This window comes from Nocardioides jiangsuensis (assembly GCF_019679455.1).
In the GTDB taxonomy this organism is placed as follows: Bacteria; Actinomycetota; Actinomycetes; order Propionibacteriales; family Nocardioidaceae; genus Nocardioides_C; species Nocardioides_C jiangsuensis.
This window is the reverse complement of the sequence record NZ_JAIEZQ010000002.1, coordinates 1159311-1180227: the sequence shown is the minus strand read 5'-3', so window position 1 is coordinate 1180227 and position 20917 is coordinate 1159311. Positions and strand designations below refer to the sequence as shown.

General features: G+C 65.8%; 10 protein-coding genes. 4 read left to right on the top strand and 6 right to left on the bottom strand.

Annotation, left to right across the window (positions count from 1 at the left end):
* Positions 1 to 43 precede the first annotated feature (43 nt).
* The 3 genes from K1X13_RS14095 to K1X13_RS14085 form a co-directional block, all read right to left on the bottom strand.
* The gene (locus K1X13_RS14095) at positions 44 to 715 is read right to left on the bottom strand and encodes a vWA domain-containing protein (RefSeq protein WP_221025650.1); all 672 of its coding nucleotides are present in this window, start codon (positions 713 to 715) and stop codon (positions 44 to 46) included.
* A gap of 2 nt (positions 716 to 717) precedes the next feature.
* On the bottom strand, positions 718 to 1071 hold the full coding sequence (locus K1X13_RS14090) for a hypothetical protein (RefSeq protein ID WP_221025649.1): 354 nt from the start codon (positions 1069 to 1071) through the stop codon (positions 718 to 720).
* A gap of 204 nt (positions 1072 to 1275) precedes the next feature.
* The gene (locus K1X13_RS14085; RefSeq protein WP_221025648.1) at positions 1276 to 2547 is read right to left on the bottom strand and encodes a hypothetical protein; all 1272 of its coding nucleotides are present in this window, start codon (positions 2545 to 2547) and stop codon (positions 1276 to 1278) included.
* 1625 nt (positions 2548 to 4172) lie between these two features.
* Here K1X13_RS14085 and K1X13_RS14080 point away from each other — a divergent pair.
* The 4 genes from K1X13_RS14080 (at position 4173) to K1X13_RS14065 (ending at position 11419) form a co-directional block, all read left to right on the top strand.
* The gene (locus K1X13_RS14080) at positions 4173 to 5978 is read left to right on the top strand and encodes a DUF262 domain-containing protein (RefSeq protein ID WP_221025647.1); all 1806 of its coding nucleotides are present in this window, start codon (positions 4173 to 4175) and stop codon (positions 5976 to 5978) included.
* Positions 5975 to 8254, top strand: a complete 2280-nt coding sequence (locus K1X13_RS14075; RefSeq protein WP_221025646.1) for a DUF262 domain-containing protein — start codon at positions 5975 to 5977, stop codon at positions 8252 to 8254. The genes K1X13_RS14080 and K1X13_RS14075 overlap by 4 nt, the downstream gene beginning before the upstream one ends.
* A gap of 1433 nt (positions 8255 to 9687) precedes the next feature.
* On the top strand, positions 9688 to 10302 hold the full coding sequence (locus K1X13_RS14070; RefSeq protein WP_221025645.1) for a GTPase: 615 nt from the start codon (positions 9688 to 9690) through the stop codon (positions 10300 to 10302).
* A gap of 337 nt (positions 10303 to 10639) precedes the next feature.
* Positions 10640 to 11419 (top strand): Rossmann-fold NAD(P)-binding domain-containing protein, encoded by a 780-nt coding sequence (locus tag K1X13_RS14065; RefSeq protein WP_221025644.1) that lies wholly within the window; start codon positions 10640 to 10642, stop codon positions 11417 to 11419.
* On the opposite strand, the gene pglZ is transcribed toward K1X13_RS14065, so the two are convergent.
* From pglZ to pglX, 3 genes are read right to left on the bottom strand one after another with little or no spacing between them, the layout of a single operon-like run.
* Entirely contained in the window at positions 11416 to 13632 is a 2217-nt protein-coding gene (pglZ, locus tag K1X13_RS14060; RefSeq protein ID WP_308249590.1) for a BREX-2 system phosphatase PglZ, read from the bottom strand. The two genes, K1X13_RS14065 and pglZ, sit on opposite strands and share 4 nt — an antisense overlap.
* A 56-nt stretch (positions 13633 to 13688) precedes the next feature.
* Entirely contained in the window at positions 13689 to 17360 is a 3672-nt protein-coding gene (locus tag K1X13_RS14055) for a DUF6079 family protein (RefSeq protein WP_221025642.1), read from the bottom strand.
* Between the two features lie 4 nt (positions 17361 to 17364).
* Positions 17365 to 20913: a BREX-2 system adenine-specific DNA-methyltransferase PglX gene (gene pglX, locus K1X13_RS14050; protein ID WP_221025641.1), complete on the bottom strand. Its 3549-nt coding sequence runs from the start codon at positions 20911 to 20913 to the stop codon at positions 17365 to 17367.
* Between the last annotated feature and the right edge of the window lie 4 nt (positions 20914 to 20917).

Here is a 20917-nt window from a genome sequence, read left to right as displayed (position 1 = left end):
TGCGCGGGGCCCTCATCAGGCTGCTCGGTTGGTTCGACGTGAGTCACAGAGCATCCACACTGAGGCTTGTGAACCCAGGGACCTGGTCAGGCGCTTGGAGAACCATTCCGCCGTCTCCAGCAGGCGTACTTCCGCTGCGCACGATCGACTTCGTCAGTGCCTTGGCGAACTCGTTCAAGGCGTCCGCAGGTGACGTGGAGTTGTCCGACATGAACGCTCGGAACGTCGCGATCGACGAGATGACGGTCGGGTCGGCCTCACCGATGCCGAACGCCACGATGTTGGGGTGGTACGGGAACGAAGGCGACGTCAAGGCTTGGTGATCGTCGCGCCAGTTCTCACCGTGGTTGGGGTAGCCATCGGTAAGGAAGAACACCACCGGACGGTAGACCTGGTGCCCCTCGCTCTTCAGGCGTGAGACGTCGGCCTCGATCTCGTCCTTCACGCAGCGCAGTGCGGCCCCGAAGCTGGTGCTGCCCTTGGTGCTGAGCACAGGAAGCGATGCCACCTGGCTCAGGTTGGAAAGTGGCAGGAGCACCTCGGCTCGATCGCTGAACCCGATGATCGCGAACTGCGTCTTGTCCGCGACGACGGGGTTGATGCCGATCTCATGGTGCAGTTCGGGCAGTGCCGTGTTGATGGCATCGATGGGCTCCCCGTCCATCGAGCCCGACTCGTCGCAGACGAGGTAGAAGGGGAGGATGTTCTGTCCCATGGTCAATCTCCTGTTGTTGTCTTCTGCTTGGTGGTGAAGAGGAACACCTCGAGCCGTGCCTTCCCGAGTGGCAGGGTGCCGTCCCAAAACGCCCTTGTCGCTGGGTTCCGGGCGAAGACGTTCGGGTCTGCACAACGGAGCTGTCTCGCCACTGCACGCGCGACGGCCTGCCCCGTCGAGACTTCGGGAGCTCCACCGAAAACCAGCACCATTGCTGCGCGATCACCGGCCATCGGCCGCGCCTTGCGTCCGAGGCTCCTGCAGATCTCCGCTCCCTCCCGGCGCGCTGAAGCAGCCCCTGCAAGGAGACCGCCTCCGTCGAAGGAGATGGAAAGCAACTCGGGGTTGGTCTTCATGCCGACGATGGGCGGAGGTTCCGGCGACTTCGAGACCTTGGGCTCCGGTTCAGGTGCTGGCGGCGGCTCCACCGGTACAGCTGTTCCCAATCCGACGATGAATAGCACGAGAAGTAGGTCAGCGAAGACCCACCCCGCCACAGACTCGATGGTCAGAAGGCGACCACGCCGCGCATCCCCTTGCAATGCCATCCAAAATCACGCTCAGAACGTTCTGGCGTGGCCGTTGGTCGACGCCTGCTGCTCCAGCTGAAGGAGCATGCGCTCTGCGGCATCCCGGGCAGATGTCAGCTCCGATACCTGCGCTTGCATGGCACTCTCGTGTCGGACCAGTGACGCGTCGACCTCCCTTACCGTCTCCTGCAGAGCGGCGATGAGCGTCTTCACGTCAGCACTGAAGTTGGTGCTCGTAGCGGACAATCTCGCGATCTCGTCGACGACACCACGCTGGACTTCGGCTACGGAAGTCACGCTCGAAACGACTTCATCCGCTGCGGCGCGAGCCGCTGTCCCGGCTGTATGGAGGGCACCCTGCGTCTCGCGTCGAAGCTCGGCCACGTGGGTCCCGACAGAGCTGGCGAACTTGTCGGTGTGCGCGCTCAACGAGGTGGCGAAGTGCTCGACGCGCGCTCCGAGGGAGTCGCCGAGATCCCCCATGATCCGCTTCAGGCCGGACTCTGTCTGGTCGACCGCGGCGATGAGGGCCTCGCTTGCCTGCTTCGCGCGTTCCGCAGACGAAGCCGACTCGGCGCTCGTGGCCTGGAGCGACGAGAGCACGGGTGTAAGGGCGTCCCGCACCTCCACCATTGTTTCCCGGAGTTCCTGAGCGCCTGCCTCGGTGGCGTCATGCGCCCGCAGCAACCGGCGTACAGACTCCTTGACCATTGCCCCGATCTGCTGATGGTTCTCCGCCCGCCGCGAGTTCAAGACGCGCTGAGCGTCAGTGAGGCAGGAAGCCAGTTCAGCTTGAGCTTCGCTGAGGCGTGCATCCTCGCGACGTACGTTGTACGACGCTGCTAGCCGGTGGGCCACGATGAACAGGACCGCGAAGATGATCAGCCCGACGGAGACAAGGGACATCGGGACGAGCAGGTGGCGGTCCTGGAGCCTGCCGTCGAACCCCGTGGTCCAGAGAGAGAGGAAGGTCCTTCCTTCCTCGGAGCCGGTCTGCAACAGGTTGTTGTACGCCTGTGAGGCACGGTGGAAGCTGAGCCAGGTCCAGGCCACCGGCATGAACACGGTTATGCCCGCAAGCACGCCGAGAAGATGCTCAAGACCGTCGCGGTGCCCGACTGTGACCGTTGACTCCTTGGGAAACGCCGCGAAGAGGTCGATGCCGCCCCAGGACTTCGGCGCGTCCATGTCGTCCGTCCCGACGTCCTCCGCCAGGGAACGCAGGTCCTCTGACCGCGACGCGAATCGTGGATCGGCTGACAACGCCGCGAGCCGCGCCGCGCAGTCGCTGGCAGGATCCATCACACGCCCCCCCGGGTACCGTCAAATCATGATATTTGCTGGCACCGAGGCTACTTGTCAGATGCAGTCAGCGTGGGACAAACGCACATAATCTCGGCAGCCATTCGGCGAGAATTGTTACCTCGAAGCCCGGGATCTTCCGGGCTTGCTATCGAGTCGTCGGGCGTCCCCTCATCGGGAGAATGCAGATCGAAGCACTCCCTCGGTCTTCGTGACCCGGCAGAGGACGTCGTCCGCACGATCTCCAGCCCTGGCGGTCCGCCGAAAGCCAACAGAAGTTGGGTCGCAGGGCCGATCGACCTGATCGGCGCGGGATGGCGGGGCCGTACCACGATCGACAACCAGGCGGTGGCGAAGTGTTCGCCTGATGAGGGGTCGTCGTCGCTTGGGATGAGCGTTAACCTGTCGCTCCTTCGCTGCCTCAGGGATCGGCGCGTCAATAGACGTAACCCAGAACTCAAGTGCCGCAGCCTAAGCAGACGTCACGCTCCATGCGGCCCTCGGGAGCCAACGGAGTGGCGCAGTATCGGCACGAGGAGAAGTTTCGCCACAGACGGCGGAGCAGATCTCTGACAAAGGACTCGATCACGGGCTGCGGCATGCTGGCGTCCAACGGGACAGGGTCAGGGATGTCGAACTCCAGGCCGGGACCGTTCCACCTTCCGGCAGAGAGACCGACACGTAGCCGGCCCCCCACGTCGATCTCCGCGGCAAGTTGAACCGGGTCGCCCCAGAGGAACGTGTCCGGGGCAAACAGCTCATCCCGGCTGCTCGACTCCACGCCCCGCCAACCGAGTCCGAAGAGGTCGCAGAACTCCTCGTCCGAGAAACCTTTAGCCGGCCGCCAGCCGCGAGTCGGGCGTCTCCGGTGTCGCCGTATCGCCTCGCCCTCGCACGCCTCCGGGAACAGCGACTTTGTCGACCGGGAGCAACACCGTGGGGCCGCTCCAAGGTCGCGCGCCGGGAGCCTCCAGGAGCTGTCCGGCACTCGAAGCCGAATCCACAATGCGCCTTGCCAGTGCCAGCCATCCCGCAGCATCACCTCGTACGTGCGCTGACCCGAAGCTGACGACGAGCTCATCCCGCTGCCAACGGAGGGGAAATTGCGGAGCCGAGCGGCGCCGCCTCGACCATCCAGGACATCCATCAGCTCCCCGGTCGAGATCGTTGCCATCCAGGATTTCCAGGGACGTCGAGACGACGACATACGTCTCTGGCCACGGATCATCCGGCGACGCCAGCCTGCTGAAATAGCCTCGCATCCCACGGCCGCCGGTTCCATCAAGCCGCGCGAGGTACCTCGCCGGACGCCGACTCTCAGGTGTCCGCCGACGTCCTTTCCATCGCTCCCAGTGCGTCCAGGAGATGCGCCCGCGGCGACCCCGGCAGTGCTCGGCGTACGTCGGCGGCCAGCGTCTCGGCGACTTACACACCGCGCAGCATGCTGTAGCGCCCGGCGACCGAAGGCGTTCGGCTCTGCGCGGCCGCGAGGTCGGTGCCCTGGACGACCGTGTCGAGCAGCCGGAGGTCCAGCGGCCACCCTCAATGACGCGGGCAGCGTTGACACGATCTTCGCCGTAGAGCGGCGAACCGGACCCGCGCAGTGTTGCACGAGATCTGCCGCATTGAGTATCGGATTCCCGATTTACTTCCGGTTGCCGGATTCCTTCGCCAAGATGGGCGGCATGTATCTTGGCACTCCCGCAATCCTGAAACCGCGCAAAGTCGGCGACCTCGAAGGAACCTTCTTCGTCCCCGATTATCAGCGCGGTTACCGCTGGGGCGAGGCCGAGGTCCGGCAGCTTCTGGACGACATCAAGGAGGCCGGAGCCTCGAACTACTACCTGCAACCGGTCGTGGTGAAGCCGATGGAGGACGGGTGCTGGGAGCTCGTGGACGGTCAGCAGCGCCTTACCACGCTCTATCTCATCCTTCGGAGCATCAAGAACTACTTGCCACAGTCAGAGCTGCGCTACACGCTCACATATGAGACCCGACCGGGCAGCGCAGAGTTTCTCGACGACCCTCAGGCAGAGGCGAGCTCGAGGAACATCGACTACTTCCACATGTATGAGGCGTTCGTCGTCGTACAGGCATGGTTCGCGGAACAGGAAAACGCGACCTTGGCCGCTATCAACCTCTTCCAGGCACTGACCAGTACGGTCTACGTCATCTGGTACGAGGCACCCCAGGAGCCTGAGTTCGACTCGCGTGCCTTGTTCACACGGCTCAATGTGGGGCGAATCCCGCTCACCGACGCCGAGCTCGTGAAAGCCTCACTGCTCTCGCGGATCGAGCGCGAGCATGAGACTGCGGCGCAGTGGGACAGCATCGAGCGCGATCTCTGGTCGCCGGAGATCTGGGCGTTCGCCACGGGCTCCTCGACCGGCCCAGCCACCCGCATTGGGCTGCTTCTCGACACCCTGGCCGACTCCATCTCGGGGAAGCAGCCCCGGCACCGGGTCCCGTTCCAGACGTTCGAGACGCTTCGGCCTCACATCGTGGCCGACCCCCAAGAGTTGTGGGACCAGGTGATCGACCTGCACTCTCTTGTCCTCGGGTGGCACGACGACCGGAACCTCTTTCACAAGATCGGTTATCTTGTCGCGTCAGGGCGGGCCACGTTCTTCGACCTCGTCGCACTCGCTCAGGGACTCGCCAAGTCGACCTTCGAGGCAGCCCTTGACTCACTCATCGCGAAGAGCCTCGATCTTCCGTGGCATGGGGTCGCCGCCCTCACGTACGGCGGCACCAAGACGAACCGGACCCTCCTGCTGATGAACGTCGAGACCATACGTCGAAACGAGCACTCGTCCGAGCGGTATTCATTCAACGCACATGCCCGCCAGCTCTGGTCCCTCGAGCACATTCATGCCCAGAACTCCCAAGGTCTGAATACCGTCGAGCAGTGGACGGCTTGGCTGAAAGAGCATCGAAAGGCTTTGGACGCCTTGGACGTCTCGTCCGACGAACGAGAAGCCCTGCAGAGCCGAATCGATGCAGCGCTGCCCACAATCTCCAGCGACACCTTCGAGCCGCTGCATCGTGAGATCGTCGCTTTGTTCACGCCCGGCGCGGACTCCGACGGAGCAGACGCACCAGAAGCAGCCGACCGAGACGAGGTCGATTCAATCGCGAACCTCGCTCTGTTGTCGCGCGAAGACAACAGCGTGCTGAGCAACTCTGTCTTCGAGGTCAAGCGCCGGCACATCATCAACCTCGACCAAAGCGGGTCGTACATTCCGGTGTGCACACGCAATGTGTTCCTGAAGTACTACGACAAGCGTTCGGCCGCGCAGCAGCTCCACTTCTGGGGGCCACGCGATCGGGAAGCCTATCTGGAGGCAATGCGCGCGACTCTGGACCCTTACCTTCTCGAAGACATTCCTGAGAACGACCAGCTCGACGAGTCCGAGGAGGTTGCCGCATGAGCGACAGGGGTATGACCGGCTATCGGACCAGCTTCCACCGCATGTTCGGCGAGCAGGTCGCAGGCGCACCTAGCGTTGATCAGGTGGAGATCCCGCTGATCCAGCGAGACTACGCCCAGGGCCGCCAGGACGCTCGGACCAACGCCATTCGTGGGACATTCCTCGATGCCCTACATACCGCGCTCACCGAGGACGTCGCGGTCGGACTCGACTTCATCTATGGCGAGGTCCGTGACGGCAAGTTCGAGCCTCTCGACGGACAGCAACGCCTCACCACACTCTTCCTCCTGCACTGGTACGTCGCCTTCCGCCGCGGCGGTCTGGATGGCCGGCAGCCGTGGGCAAGCTTCACTTACGCCACGCGTCCGAGTGCTCGTCTCTTCTGTGAGCGCATCGTGAAGTATCCGCCTCCCAGTGACCTCGCAGGACCGCCGTCCGCGTGGATCACGGACCAGAGCTGGTATCTGCATCTATGGCGCTTCGACCCCACGATCCGCGCGATGCTGGTGACCCTGGACGCTATCGCAGAGCGCTTCTCAGATGAGGACGCCGAAGAACTGTGGACACGACTCACGGACGACACGCACCCCGCCATCTGGTTCCAGTTGCTGCCCATCGACGAGATGGGCGCTGCCGAGGACCTGTACATCAAGATGAACTCGCGCGGGAAGCCCCTCACCGCATTCGAGGCATTCAAGGCCCACCTGGGCCAACTGGTCGCCGAGTCCGGAGCCGCTGACGACTTCGGACACAAGATCGACGGGGTGTGGACAGATCTCTTCTGGCCCTACCGCGGCGACAACGACATCGTCGACGACGAGTTCATGCGCTACTTCGACTTTCTCGTCGAGGTGTGCGAGTGGCGCGAGAACCGGATTCGAGGCGAAGAAGTCCTCACGCCCGAGCAACGCATCAATGCCTTGCTCAGCTGCAGCAACCCACGACGTAAGGAACATCTCGACTTCATCTGCGCCGCGTTCGATACCTGGGTTGCGGATCGCACGATTGCTGACGTCTTCGCCGACCTGTTCAAGAGCTCCATCGAAGGCGACGGCGTGCGGCTCTTCGGAGCACCCTCCACCGACCTGTTCCACGCCTGCTGTGAGAGGTACGGCGCGACGCGCGGCACGACACGACTGTTCTCACTGACCGACACGCTGCTCCTGTTCGCGGTTCTCACGCACCGGATCGACAAGACCGAAGATGCACGGACCCGGTTGCGCAGCCTGCGCAATGTCAATGAGGCATCCCAGTTCGAAATGCGTGTCCAGAACATGCCAAAGTTCATCGCTGAGGTAGCCGAGTTCATGCACAGCGGTGACCTCGCCAGCCTCGCCACCTTCAATCAGAACCAGGTGGCCGACGAGAACGCCAAGCGTGCGCTGCGAGGTCGCCACCCCGAGCTCGCTGCCTCGCTGGCTCGCCTCGAGGACCACAACATCCTGCGGGGCACCCTGTCAGCATTCGACCTGGGTTCCTCGATCGAGGCCCGTGCCGGGGCGTTCGAGGCCGTCTTCGACCCCAAGCATTGGCCTCTACTCACGGGTGCTCTCCTTGCGACGGGTGAGTACCAGCGCGACTACCCGGACTCGGACCGACACCGGTTCGGGTCCCCCACAACCGAGAGCGTGTGGCGGTTGCTCCTGGTAGACCGCGGTGACCGAGTCGCACTCACACGCGCTCGCACAGTGCTCGGCAAGCTTCTCGACCGCGTTGCCGGCTCCAACGCAGAGACCGATGTGTCGCTGTGCGCTATCAGCGACGAGTTCATCAACGATCGCTCCGCGAAGAACCACTACGACTGGCGTTACTACCTGGTTCGCTACTCGACGATGCGAGAGGGCAACTCCGGCATCTACTACGGCGCCGCCGAAAGACTAGGCTACGAGCTGACCATGTTGCGGAAGACGGTGCAGCGCAGCTGGTACCGAGACGCCTACCTCTATGCCATCTGGTGCCGGGCGGGCCAGCCGAGCGAAGCGGAAGATCCGTGGTTCTACGGCTACTCGACCACCCCACGGTGGATGAAGCTGACCCGGTCAGGCGTCGGCCTGCGCAGCGTGCCGACTGGTATCGCCATTCAGGTTCCTGCGTCGCCCGAAGCCAAAGAGATCCTCGAGAAGGTACTACAAGGCACAGCAGGAGCAGTCCCGTCCGACGACGAGTGGCTCCTGTCGATTCCGCAAGTCGATCTGAACGATGAACTCATCGACTCGGTAGATCGTGTGCAGGTCGGGGCTCGCTTCCTTCAGGACCTCATCAACGCCGGACTATGATCACAACTCGATCTCCGATATTTCTCTGCAGCCCTAGGTGTGGTCGGTCAAACATTTCCGGTCGACGGTCACAATGACATTGCGGGTCCCCGTTTGCCCGCCGCGCTACCCCTGCCTGATCCTGACGGCCGGACGTTCGACACCCTCGTTTCGCCGCATCGTGGCGAACTTGCCCGGATGGTGAACGCCTTGCCCAGGGGGATCGACCCTCGTCAGCGGCTCCTTCCGGATGTCCCAGCCGTCGATGTGGATCGCTCTGAGGGTGTCCTTGGCGTTGAGACCTTCTCGCGTGACGGTGCCCAGACCATGCCGCGCGGGTTCGAGGGCGGAGTAGAAGGAGACGTGCCCGTCGCGGAAGGTGCGAGCTCGTGGGACGAGGCGCGCCCATTTCTGTCGGGGGTACAGCTTCTCCCCGGGCACCGACAGTCGCCCGTCGCAGCGCCTCACTCACCACTGGAGCCGACCCCCGAGACGCTCCAACGCAGCACCTAGACGGCCAGCCGCCTGCTTCAATAACTCGCAAGCACTTGCGCTGACCAAGACTGACGATTGAGGTTCGCTGATGTCAGGCTCATTCCCCTCGCAAGCTCGAGACGAGAGCATGAGCGCCGGCGAGGACACCGTCGCAGGATACGGCGACGTCTTCGTGGTCAGATGAGACATCAGGAAACTGGCGTGTCACGCGTGGTACCTACCTACTGACACGGAGTGCAACCTGAGGTGGGCGTGGCTGCAGGAGGACCCCCAGCTAAAAGCCACCCTGAGCGCGTTTCGCATCGCCGACCGGCCAGCTGGATGGGGAGTCGACGGCAAACGAGTACACCCCTTGAACTCGAGGACAGTCGCCGCGCGACTCCTATCCTCGCCGCCATTCCGGTCGAGGGGACGAACGATCCCGCCTACCATCGCGAGACGCTGCGCCAGTTCGTCGTCGCGGCCAAGGCACTCCCTGGTCCACAAAAGACAGCACGGGCTCGGCCGCTCTGACCGTGCCCGTGATCGGTACTCGGCAGAGCGGCGGCTACTGGCACCGAGGCGCTCATCTTCGCTCCCTGCTCACGGGACTGGCCGAGGAAGCAGAGAAGCCAGGGGGTCGACATCGCTCTTGTCACGAACGACGGAGCCACTACTGCGGCCGCTCACGCGGTGCGTCGAAGCATGCCGTACTCGGCTCTCAGGTGGGAGGACCTGGATAGTGGTCTCAAAGAAGAAGCCGAAAGGCTCGCTGCGCTGGCACGCCGCGGTCGCCCCCGCGACGCCTCGTCCTTCGGCCGCAGGCCCGCTCCGCGGGCACGACTGTGAGGCCGCGCATCCGATCGCCCTCGCTGCACCGCTACCCCTATCCCCTGGATAGCGTCGCCGCGAAGAACGTCCCCAAATCCGGTGATTCCGCATATGCTCGTTTCGTCCCAACTGTCTCGGAGGCTCAACCGGTGCTACCGCTCCTTTATCCCGCCATCGTCGCCGGCGCCGTGGGCGTCTCCCTCGCGGGCTATCTAGCTCTCAAGTCGAAGGTCGCTGGCAAAAAGGTCGTTCTCATGGGTCCGAGCGGAGCCGGCAAGTCCACGCTCCAGGACCGGCTGACGAGCGACCAGCTCGCGCTCACCGAGATGGGAGCGGTGCAGGAGACCTTCGACCTGGGAGTCAGCAAGAAGAGCTTCAAGGACCTGGGCATTGAAGTAACCTTCGTCGACTCGTCCGGTCGAATCAGTCGAGTCAAGGAGGCACTAGACGCAGCCGCGGACGCAGACTTGCTGATCTTCGTCGTAGACGTTCGCGCTCTCCAGCGGCCGCGATACCAGTCCTTGGCCCGGTCTCAAGCCGTTGTTGTCACCAACCGCTACCCGGAGAAACGCAAGATGCTTGTGCTCTCTCACGCCGACCAGGCGCTCGGAGACCGGCCGTACCAGCATGAAGATCTCTCGGCAGTCCCGGAGCATGCCGAGATCGCCAAGCTGCTCGGCGACGAGGACCCGACTCTCGTCAACCTCCTCAGCGAGAAGTCCACCGAAGTTGTCCTACGGCGAGTGTTGGGGAGGCTCACGTGATTCGTTTGTCCGTCACCGCGCAAGCCCAGCCCGTCGACCCGGTGTTGGACGAAGTCAGCGTCACCGATGGAAGCGCCACCGTCGAAGGCTCTGGTGTCGCTACGCGCGGGCGCGCCTTCCGCGTACCGACGTCAACACTATCGGGGGGCAGGCGGCACGAGGTGCAGGTGACCGTAGGCCGTACCCGGTGGACGGTGCCTGAGCTTCGGGACCGCATAGTGCGAGACGTGGTTCTCGCAGCCGACGCGGCGGGCCTCGAGATCGACGTTGAGACGGTACGCCAGCATGCCGAGCGGTTCGCACGCCGCGAGCTCAGCTGGAGGCGGTGGTTCCAGTGATGCTGCTTCCTGAGAACCCGGCCGAGCGCAGGGTGCTGCTGGTGCTTGACGCCACGTCGTACACCGAGCTCGGGGGCACGGACCTGGCCCAGCTGCAGCGGAACAACGACGTACATGTCGTGAACCTCGCTGAGGCGACCGTGGCCACCGACGACACCCTGGCGGCCGACCTGATCGACCAGGGTCTCCTGGCGGCGGGTCGCGTGCTCATCCAGAGTCCGTTCGACCCGGGTGCCTACGCCGACGCCAACGAGGCAGTGACCACCTTCGCGTTGGAGAAGGCGACCACGTTCGCGCTCCTGTGCCAGTACCTGGGCGCGACGTCAGTGCGCATCAATCACCTGGAGGACGTGGCCGAGACCATGTCCAGGAGCGGACGTGCAGAGGGCGAACACGTCACGGGCACGGCTTCTGGGGGAGGGGGGTCGGAGACCAGCAGCCTCGAGAAGCGGGTGCTGGCGCTGGCCGACACGTATAGCGGCTCCAGACCCTCGGTTGAGAAGGCTCGCTCGCTCCTCGAACGGAGGCGACTCACCCACGACCCTGTGCTCATGGCTCTGCTGGAGAGCTTCGAGTTCACTGACAACCCGATGTGGGAGCGCTCCCTATCGTTGTCCCTGACGCAGGAGGCAAACCGCCGAATCGAAGCCTGGCTCGCGGTGAACGTGAAGGCAGGGCCCGTGCGGAGTGCACTCTCGGGCAAGTACGACTCGTTAGGTAAGCACCGTCGCGAGGTCGAAGCGTCGTACTCGCTCGTCTTCCGGGACGAAGCCGGCTAGCCGAACAGCCCCGGCGCCTGCACGTCCTCCGAACGTAGGTCCGGCTCGGCCGGACGGGTCCACCACGTGGGCTGACGGTCGCCTGCAGGCGTCCAGCCAGGCAGACTCTCCCCGCGCCGGGCGAGAACCACGAAGGGGATCGCCATCTCTGCCAGCGCCGCTCCGCCGTGGTACCCCTCGCTACGGGCGCGGTAGCGGAGCGTCTCCTTGACCGCCGCTACGACGTCACCATCCCCCAGGACCACGCGGCGTCCACGAAGGCGCACCTCGTCATTGGCGACCTGGCCGTCGAATGGCCGCCACCGCGCGCCACCACCGGACGCAGAGCGGAGTTCACCCTCGGTGGCGTCATCAACCACGTGACCGTGGTCGGAGGTGAGGACCACTACCCGGCCGGCCGCGCGGGCGCGCTCGAGAAGCGCTTGCAGGTGCCTGACCGCGGCGACGTCCCAGCGAGTCCGGCCGGGGTCACCGCCGGAGAGGCTGTCGTCGACGGCGTTCAGGACAGCGGCGACGACGCTGACTGACGTGTCCTGCACCGCCTCACGCACCTCGTCCGGCAGGTCCTGGCCGGGACGAGCCTCCAGGTCCCGGAGGTGGAAGAGACGCGACCTCACCCCCACGACCGCGCGCAGCCCGTCGCGCTCCTCACGTTGGCCGCCGCGCTGCAGCCTGCCGGTGACCAGGCTCGTGCGTGAGACCTCGGTGACGGTCGGCAAGCCAGCCATGAGGACGGTACGACGCTCGCTCCCCTCGGCCACGTGCTCCACCCAGCCGAGTCCCACAGCGGAGGCGACCACCTCGTTGGCGACCGCAGCCGACATCCCGTCGAGCACGAGCAGCAGGACCGGGCTCTCCCCTGCGAGCGGGGCCACGAGTCTGGTCAGGGCGTCCTCAACCGGGACAAGCTCGCCGAAGGGCTGGTCGTCCTCCACGGCAGTAGCCACGAGTCCTGCCGCAGCCGCGTCGATCGCACCACGCCGAGTCGTCGCAGCCTCGTGCACCGCTCGCAGGTGGCCGGCCACGACCGCGTCGTCTGCTCCGTTGGCCACCACCTGGCGTGCCGCGTCCACCCATCCACCCTCGGCCACCTGCCAGGCGAGCGCACCTTGCGCGTGCACCGGAGCTGAGGGGTTCGTTGCCAGCCAGCGCACCAGGCGGACTGCCATAGCCACGGCCTCCACGTCCTTGTGCCCCAGCGCCGCGAGCCGGTGCCGGCCCAGGCTCCGGAAGGCGGACTCTGCCCGCTCGACGTTCACCGGAGTCGCCGAGCTCGAGGCGGCCGCAGCAGCCTCCGCCGCGTCACGGGCTCGAGCCTGCAGCCCGCCCGGGAGGAGGTGGCTGGTAGCGACGTGCTGCGTGGCATGCACCTCGTCCATTAGCTGCTCCGCACGCTCGAGCATCCCACGGGCAGCCTCAGGGTCGCTGACCAGCCGCCGCTCCACCCAGCCCTCGCTGAGCTCGGACCAGTCCTTCGCTTCGCCAGCGGTCAAGGGCCGCCCGACCTTCTGGTCGACCCATCCTTGAGAGCGGGCAGCACCTGGGACGGTCCACAGGATTCCTGCCACGACGCCGAGAGGTACGGCGTCCGTGCCGTGTCCGTTCGCCACAAGGTCGAGGACCGGCCTGGTGGCGGCCCCTGTGTGCTGGAGGAGCCAGCTGACGACGCGGCTTCGAAGTGTCTCCTCCATGTCGTGAAGTGCCAGGACACCGGCGGGCTCAAGGGTCCAGTCCAGCAGGCCTGCCGCGTCCAGCTGGCGGGGCTTCAGTCCCAGCGTCGCTTCGACCAGCGAGCGGTAGGCGTGCTCCCGGGTAAGAACACCGGAGGGTGGTGGCGGCCAGCCACCGGGTGGAGCCTTATCCAGCAGCGCCCGAGCAAGGACCTCACCCTCACGTGCGACGCTGCCGTCGACGATCGCGGTCGCGCTCACGCCAAAGGCCGCACGAACCGTGTCCCAGGTGTCCACCGAGTTGACCCGCTGCCTGATTGCCAGCGACAGCAGATCCGGGCCGATCTCCGTCTCGTCGACGTCGGTGAGCACGACGAGGCGGTCGTAGGTCTCGCGGGTGATGAGATCCCTGAGTGCCAGGGGCGAGACGGCCGTGCCCACACGCACCCTGACCCCGGAGACGTCAACGTGGTCGTCGCCGTCCCACTCGGGCCGCCCGTGCAGGAGCAGCAGCCGCTGCTTGTACCGCTGCGGCTGCTGCACCCAGTAGCGCTCGACCACGGCTCTGACGTCGCGCGCCGACACTCGCTGCGCTGTGGTCACTCCTCGACCTGCCAGGTCACCTTGATGTTCTTGCCGGGATGCTCCTCGGCAGTCTTACGAACCCGCCCGAGCGCTTCCTCGATCTCGCCGGCCGGCACCTTAAGGCTGCCCCCACCACCCGGCGGCGGAGGCGGTGGTGGCGGCAGAGGGGGCGGGGTCACGGTGAAGAGCCTGATCGCCTCCCGCTGGATCACCGGCAGCTCCGACACCAGGCTGGCGGAGAGCTCATCGCGCGCGGCGGCGTCGCTCAACCGCTCAAGCAGGGCAACAGCCTCGTCCTTCCGATTGTCCGCGACGGTGCGAAGTGCGCGGAGGACGTCCCAGTTGGCGTTGTGCAGGGTCCGTCCGACCTGCTCTGCAGTCTCGAGCGAGCGCTTCGCCGCAGCGGCGCTCGTCGGCCACGCCGCCCGGGCGAGCTTCTCGATGAGCCTCTTGTCGTCGCTCTCCGTCATCAGGGAGTCGAGCAGCGCGCTGACTGCCGACGCCGTGGCCCAGCGGTCTGCGTCAGTGCGCTCCACGCCAAGGTCGGCGGCGTGCTGCGCGAGCAGACGCTCCAGGTCCCGCACGTTGCCGGCGTTCCGCTGCGCGAGCTCGCGAGCACCTGTCGCGAGCCGCACGACGTTGGCCGCGTTGAGGAGGTCGGTGACCTTGATGCCGAGGGCGTCGCGGCCGTTCTTCGCGGCGGCCTTCCAGACCGCCTCGTCGGGCAGGTCGGGCTTGCGCAGCTGGTAGGAGGTCGTCACCTGGTCCACGGCCGGCGGCTCCACGGCGACCGCGTCGCGAAACCACGCCAGGTCCTCCATGAGCGCGAACAACCGCAGGATGAGTCCGCTAGTGCCGCGGTCGAGACCTCGTGGCTCGGGCTCGTCAAGGTAGCCGAGCAGCGAGCTGACCGGGTACACGTCCTTGAGCCCTTCACGAGCGGCTGCCTGCTGCAGCCGCCTGCTCCAGGGGAAGGTGCTCTGGTCGAGCTGCAGGTGGTTCTCGTGGAACTTGCCGACGTCGAGCGTGTTGCAGATCCGGCGCAGGACAGGCCGGTCCCGCTGCTCGACCTGGTGACGTCCACCGGGGGCGTCGAACGCCTCCTCGCAGTGCTCCAGCACCTTCCGCAGGTCCGTCGTACGCACCTCCTGGTCGCCTGGCTCGAACCGCGGGTGCGCCGGCCACTGGAAGGTGAGTGCCTGGTCGACCAGGTGCCGTAAGGCGTCCTGGAGCGTCGCACCCACGGGTGCCTGCGGCCGGAACCCCTCGGCGAGGGTGTGGAAGGGCGACTCCAGCGAGTTGCCCGTGTCGATGTCCGCCTCGACGCGTGCGGCCGCGCCGTACGCCTGCTTGAGCACTCCGTCGAGCTTCTCGCGCAACAGATCGCGCCGCTGCCGCAGGAGCGCACGCGCCTGCTCCCGGTCGACCGGGCTGAGGTGCTGGGCGTGCTGGTGGAACCGGTCCCCCGTCCCGCCGAGAAGGTGGTCGAGCACGACGAGGGTCCCGAGGTCCTCGAGCCGCTGGCGGGTCAGGAAGGCTGGGATCCAGACCAGCGTGTTGCTGCGCACCCCGCTCTGCTGAAGCGTCTCAACGCGGGATAGGTCACTCAGAGGGCTCTGCCCCTCGGAGTCGAAAGGGTAGTCGACGACGACCTTCCAGCGCTCGCCCTCCGACATCAGGGCGGCGTCGGGGAGGTCGCCGTGGTCGCGGACGTTGCCGAAGACCAGGTCGACACTCACCCTTCGTCCACGCCAGGTCATGCTCTGTGCCTGGACGCCGTCGAGGGTGCTCTCCTCACGAATCCCGAGCTGCTTCCAGACCATTTCGCGAAGAGCACGGCGGCGGTTGCCCTCGTTGTCCACGCCTCGAGCCCGCTCGATGACTCCTTCGTAGTCGACCTCGGTCAGCTCGACGGTGATGACCGGGTCGTCGCCCTCGCCGACCTGGACCTCGCCGACCTGGGCGGCAATGTTTTTCATCTTCTGCAGCACCACCGCGACCTCCTGGCCGGGAAGCCAGGCCTGGATGGTGCCGTGGTTGAGCGCAGCGAGCCTGCTGGCGGTGAGCCCGGACAGGGCAGGGACGTCCGGCGCGAGTGCCGAGAGCAGGAGCGTCTTCACCAGCCGGTCGTCAGCGTGGAACGCGTGGTTGCGCGGCAGCTCCTGAGCCTGCTCGTCTGTTAGCTGGTGCAGGTCGAGCAGGACCCTGCGCAGCTTGACGTGGTAGAGCCGACGCGCGGTCTCGAACTGCTTCTTGAGCTCGTCGGTGACGGCCTGGGCCTGGCTGTCGACCAGCACGTCGAAGAGGTCCCCGACTGGGACCAGGTCGTTCACCTCGAGGTCGTCGCGGCCGTCGACGAGCAGCTGCAGCATCACCTTCAACGCGGTCCGCTCACGCTGCAGCGCCTGCGACAGGGCCACGAGGGTGGCGACGAGCGCCGGGCTGAAGGGATAGGTACGTCGGAAGGCGTCCTGGTCCGAGCCGGTGCCGCCGCCCTCGACCTGGGAGCCGGTCAGGAGCACGTCCCAGACCTCGGGGCGGCGCTCGACCTGCGCGAAGGCGTCGTCGATGACCTTGCGGGCGGATTCGTCCTTCGGCTTCAGCAAGCGCTTCTCGGCGATGACCGGGAGATTGCGGTCCTCGAGGCGGATGTCGTCGAAGCGACCTCGCGACCAGCCGAACACGTCCGCGAAAGCCGCGCGCTCCGCGCCAGGCACGTGGGTGCCGAGGAACTCGGTGATGTCCCGCTGCCGGGCGATCAGGCTGACCAGCGGGATCGCCCGGCGAGCATCCTGGGACTCGACAAGCTTGGCGAGCTTGGCGCCCTCGTTGGTGACGAACTCCCGGTTACCGAGGTGGGAGGCGAGCCAGAGGATCAGCTCGTCGAGGAACAGCACGACGGCGTCGTACCCGAGGTCGTGGGCGTGGCGGGAGATGACGGCGAGCCCGGTGTCGAGGTTGACGTACTGATTGCTGGACGCGAAGGCGGAGAACATCGTCCTGACCAGGTCGCTGACGAGCCGGTCACGTCGCGGATCGCCCTGGCTCCGCGACCGGGCGTCGGCGTAGGACTCCGCGTCCCAAATGCCGGCGCCGCCGCTGGCTACGGCACCCATTCCGCCGAAACCGCCGCTGGTCGCGGGCTTGTCGTTGAGCGCCTTGAAGAACGCGTCGTCCCCGAGCAGCTCGCGCTGCCGGTCGGCGTTGGCCATCAGCTCGTCGCTCTGGTGCAGCGCGGGGAGGTCGCATCCCGGGTGCGCCGCCCTGATCTGGCGGATGTAGCCCTGGAACAGCGCCTGCTCGAGGCTCTCGGCCCCGATCATGTGGAACGTGAGCGGCAGGACCCGCTTGCCCTGTAGGACCGCGTCATGCCTGTCGACGACCTCGGCGAGCTCGGGGACCGCCCGGGCGTCGGGGTCGTGCTCGAGCAGCATGTAGAGCACGGCCATGAAGTGGCTCTTTCCGGAGCCGAAGGAGCCGTGCAGGAACGCCGCCTGCGAGCGCTGGTCTTGCACCGCCTCGGAGACCAGCCCAAGCGACTTGTCGAAGCACTCCGCGAGCTGCGGGGTGACGACGTAGGTGGAGAGCGTCTCCTTCTTGTGCTCGACCCCCTCGGCCAGGCCGACGACGAAGTCGCTGGCGGTGACCCGCTCGGGGATGGAGATGACGTCGCGGAGCAGTGTCACTGACTCAGTCCTCCTTGGTCTTGCGTCGTCGCCCGCGCGTGGTGGGCTCCGGTCGCCAGGCTGTCAGGTCCTCACGGGTCAGGCCGAGCCGGGTCAGCTGCTGCTCCAGGGTTGCGGTGACGGCCTGTGCCGGGGACATGCCCATCCGAGGGTCAACGTCGGCGTGCCACTGGTGCACCCACGGCTCGAGCTCGGTGATGCCCGCGAGCAACGGTGTAAGCCGGACGGCGTCCCAGCCGTCCTGCTGGGCACGGTTCAGCGCGAGCGTTGCAAGTGCCATCGCTTGCTCGGCGTGGTCCCACCCTGCCCAGCCGAGCACGAGCGTTGCGTCAGCGCCGCGCTCGGCTCCCGGGTAGGAGATGAACCGCTCCTTGGGCACGTCGAGCTTACCGCGGTTGCGCCAGTACGACGTCCGCAAGAAGTCACCCGTAACGTATTTCGCTGGCACGGGGATCGTCCCGACGTCCTCCCGCGCGTCCTCACGACGCTGCAAGTCCCACGTCTGCTCCCACTCCGCACGCTTGCGCAACCCCGAGGGCTTGTACCGGTGCGCTGCCAGGAACGGCACGTGTTCCTCGCCGACGAGACGGCCGAGCTCGGCGGCCACGTCGGAGATGGTCCGCCCAGCCCACAGTTCAAGGGTGGCGAGGAACTCCTGGTCCGCGGCGAGCCGGTCCGTCAGCTGGGCAATGGACTGCGCGACAGGTCTTCCTGCTGAGTCGCGCCAGAGTTGCTCGTTCTCGAGACGGTCGAGCAACCAACCCTCCTGCGCCTCCCGGACCATGACGTCCCACGGGTCGGAGGCCCAGCGCCGCTTGCACTCTGGCCGTTCCAGGAGTGTCAGATGCGGATGACTCTCGAGCAGGTCCAGCCGTCGCTGCACGAGTTCACGGTACTCACCCGGCCAGTGGTCCGGGATCTCCGTGGTCGGCTTAGACCTGTGCCGGGTGAACCAGGCGTCGTCAGCCTCTCCGGCCGCAACCTTCCTGGCAAGTGCGATCTCGAATGCACGATGGCCGAGCTCTACACCTGGCAAGAGGTGCACCGGGCACGAGAGATCCTCCTCCACAAGCCCGTAGAGCCAGTAGACCGCCCAGTCCATCTCCTCCTGAAGGGAAACCATGCGAGCGCGTGCCGCAGCATAGCCGCGTTGAGCATCCAGCAAGATGTCACGGTCTCCGACGCTCCCGAACTCGGCATGGTGGCGTGGGTGATGGTGCCATAGCTTGAGGAGGGCCTCCTCCATCTCGCGCACGAGCTCCAAGGGGGATCCGTCGGGGAGCGGGAACTCATTGAGCTTGGTGCCGGTGAACTCGTAGAAGTTCTCCCAGTCCACTGTGGTCTGCCGCGCGCCACGCTGATCGACCGTACTGCCCTTGTTGTGGCTTACCTGTTTCAGCCAGAAGCAGGCGGTGGACGAGTTCAGGACCCCAAGCAATGCGAGGTGGTCGTCCTCTGTGGCTGATTCGGGCAGTTTGACCACCGGGGCAGAGCGGTTGCCGACTTGGCCGCTCTGGTCAAAGACGAAGTGGTTGTGCGTCGCCACAAACGCATAGGTGAGAGACCGAGGGTCCTTCAGTCGTTCATGGGCGACTTGATGCCACTCAAACCACGGCCGGCCCTCCGTGAAATACGTCAGGCGCGAGAAGGTGGCCCGATTTCCAAGAATGGTCCTGTTCGGCCAGAGGTACTTGAAGGCCTGTGAGCCCTCAGCAAGAGCGGGCCGAGCTCCCTGATATGGGAAGATTCCGCGCACCATTTCGCTAATGCGGAAGTCGCGCACTGCGTCGCCGACCGCGACATCACGCAATATGTGCTCCTCCACTCCTGCGCGAGTCATTGCCGACCCGTCAGCGAAGAATGCATCATCAGCGTTGGTTTGAGCGATGTATCCGATTGCGCTTGCCAATTGGCCGAGCCTAGTGCGATCTGATTCGACAATGGCCTTCAACTCGTCAGCACCGCCGCCGGCAAGTGACCATGGGTGCGCGTTGAGCCGGTCTCGAGGGAGGTCGCTGACAGAGATGTAAGCGTTCTCGAACCCAGGCTCCGTGAGGTGCTCAACGATCGAGCGCCAGACGGAGCCCTTGGCCGGGTCGCCTGGAGCGGATGGTTCGCCACGGATCCCCAGCACTGCCCGAAGGGTTTGGGTCCGCGGGATCCGGCGGCGACCTACCAAGATCACGGTAGGCGTCCCGTGTCCAGGGATGTACGCACCCGAGGTGTCGATGACGTGAGTGAGGTCCTGGCGGGGAAAGAACTCCTCGACGAGCTTCTTGCCGAACTCCCGCTTCATGAACGAGTTCGAGGTGATCTGACCGACGTACCCCGGTCTGCCTGGGTCCGAAACCGCCAGTTTGAAGAAGAGCTCGGCGAACGGCACCGAGAGCGCATACGACCGGTAGCAGGTGTCGTACCCGGCGCGGTAGGCCTCGTTGAGGGCCTTGTCCTTGACGGTGATGTAGGGCGGGTTGCCGACGACGACGTGGTACCGGCCGCGCTTGAGGATGCTCGGATGCTCGTCCAGGTCCTCGCTGGCGTACTGGTGGTGGGCGAGGCCAGAGTCGAAGAGCTGGCCATCGGCCTTGCCGTGGAGCAGCGAGTCGCCGGTGCCGATGTGCAGCTTGTAGCCCGGTGCGTCCTTGAGCCTGCTCAGGCCCGAGGCCCGCAGGGCGGACACAGTCAGGCGGAACTTCGCGATCGCGCTGGCGAACGGGTTCACGTCCACGCCGTGGATAGAGTCGAGCGACCTCTGCACGCGCTCTCGCAGGTCCATGCCGGGTGCATGCTTGGTCCAGCGGTCGAGCAACCGGTCGAACGCGCCTGTGAGGAAGTGCCCGGACCCACAGGTCGGATCGATCAGTTTCAGGTCCTCGAGGCCGAAGGTGTCGATCGCCGGGTCAAGGGTGAGGTCAAGGATGAGCTCCTCGACGAACTCCGGGGTCTGCAGGAGCGCGTACATCTTCCGCGCCGCGGCGGACAAGTCCTGGTAGAGGTCACCGAGGAACCGCGTGGACAGCGCCGCGTCGGTGAAGTCGTGGACGACCGCTCCGTCGTCGCCGCGCTTCCGCCAGAAGGCGACGAGGGACTCGGTCCCGTCCGCCGAGATCTCCAACCGGTAGAGCGGGTTGTGGTCGCGGTTGAACAGCGGCGCCACAGCCGGGTGCTCCGCCAGGTGCCCGAACGCGGCGAGCAGCCAGTCGCGGTCGTTCAGGTGCGGCTGGTCGATGAGGAACTGGGTCTGCCGCTCCCCCGCCTCACGCATGCGGTCACCTGGGCCAGAGATCCACGCGTCGTCGATCAGCCGGTTGTCCTCGCAGAACCGCACGAAGACCGTGCCGAGGACCCACGCCACCGCCGCCTGGGTCACCTGGCTGTCGAGCCACTCGGTGTACCCGGTGGCGGTGCGGCCTACCTCGAGAGCCCTGCGGTGCTCCTCCGCGAGCCGCGCCTTGACCTCGGGGGTGGCGGCGGCGCGCTCACGGATGTCGTCCTCGAAGAGCAGGACCTGCTTCTGCAGGTCGGCGAGGAGGGCGCGCTGGTCGACGGTCACGGAA

Excerpts from the sequence above, each read along its gene's own strand:
- K1X13_RS14090 (WP_221025649.1), bottom strand. The coding sequence starts at position 1,071 with ATGAAGACCAACCCCGAGTTGCTTTCCATCTCCTTCGACGGAGGCGGT.
- K1X13_RS14065 (WP_221025644.1), top strand. The coding sequence starts at position 10,640 with ATGCTGCTTCCTGAGAACCCGGCCGAGCGCAGGGTGCTGCTGGTGCTT.
- K1X13_RS14085 (WP_221025648.1), bottom strand. The coding sequence starts at position 2,547 with ATGGATCCTGCCAGCGACTGCGCGGCGCGGCTCGCGGCGTTGTCAGCC.
- K1X13_RS14095 (WP_221025650.1), bottom strand. The coding sequence starts at position 715 with ATGGGACAGAACATCCTCCCCTTCTACCTCGTCTGCGACGAGTCGGGC.
- K1X13_RS14075 (WP_221025646.1), top strand. The coding sequence starts at position 5,975 with ATGAGCGACAGGGGTATGACCGGCTATCGGACCAGCTTCCACCGCATG.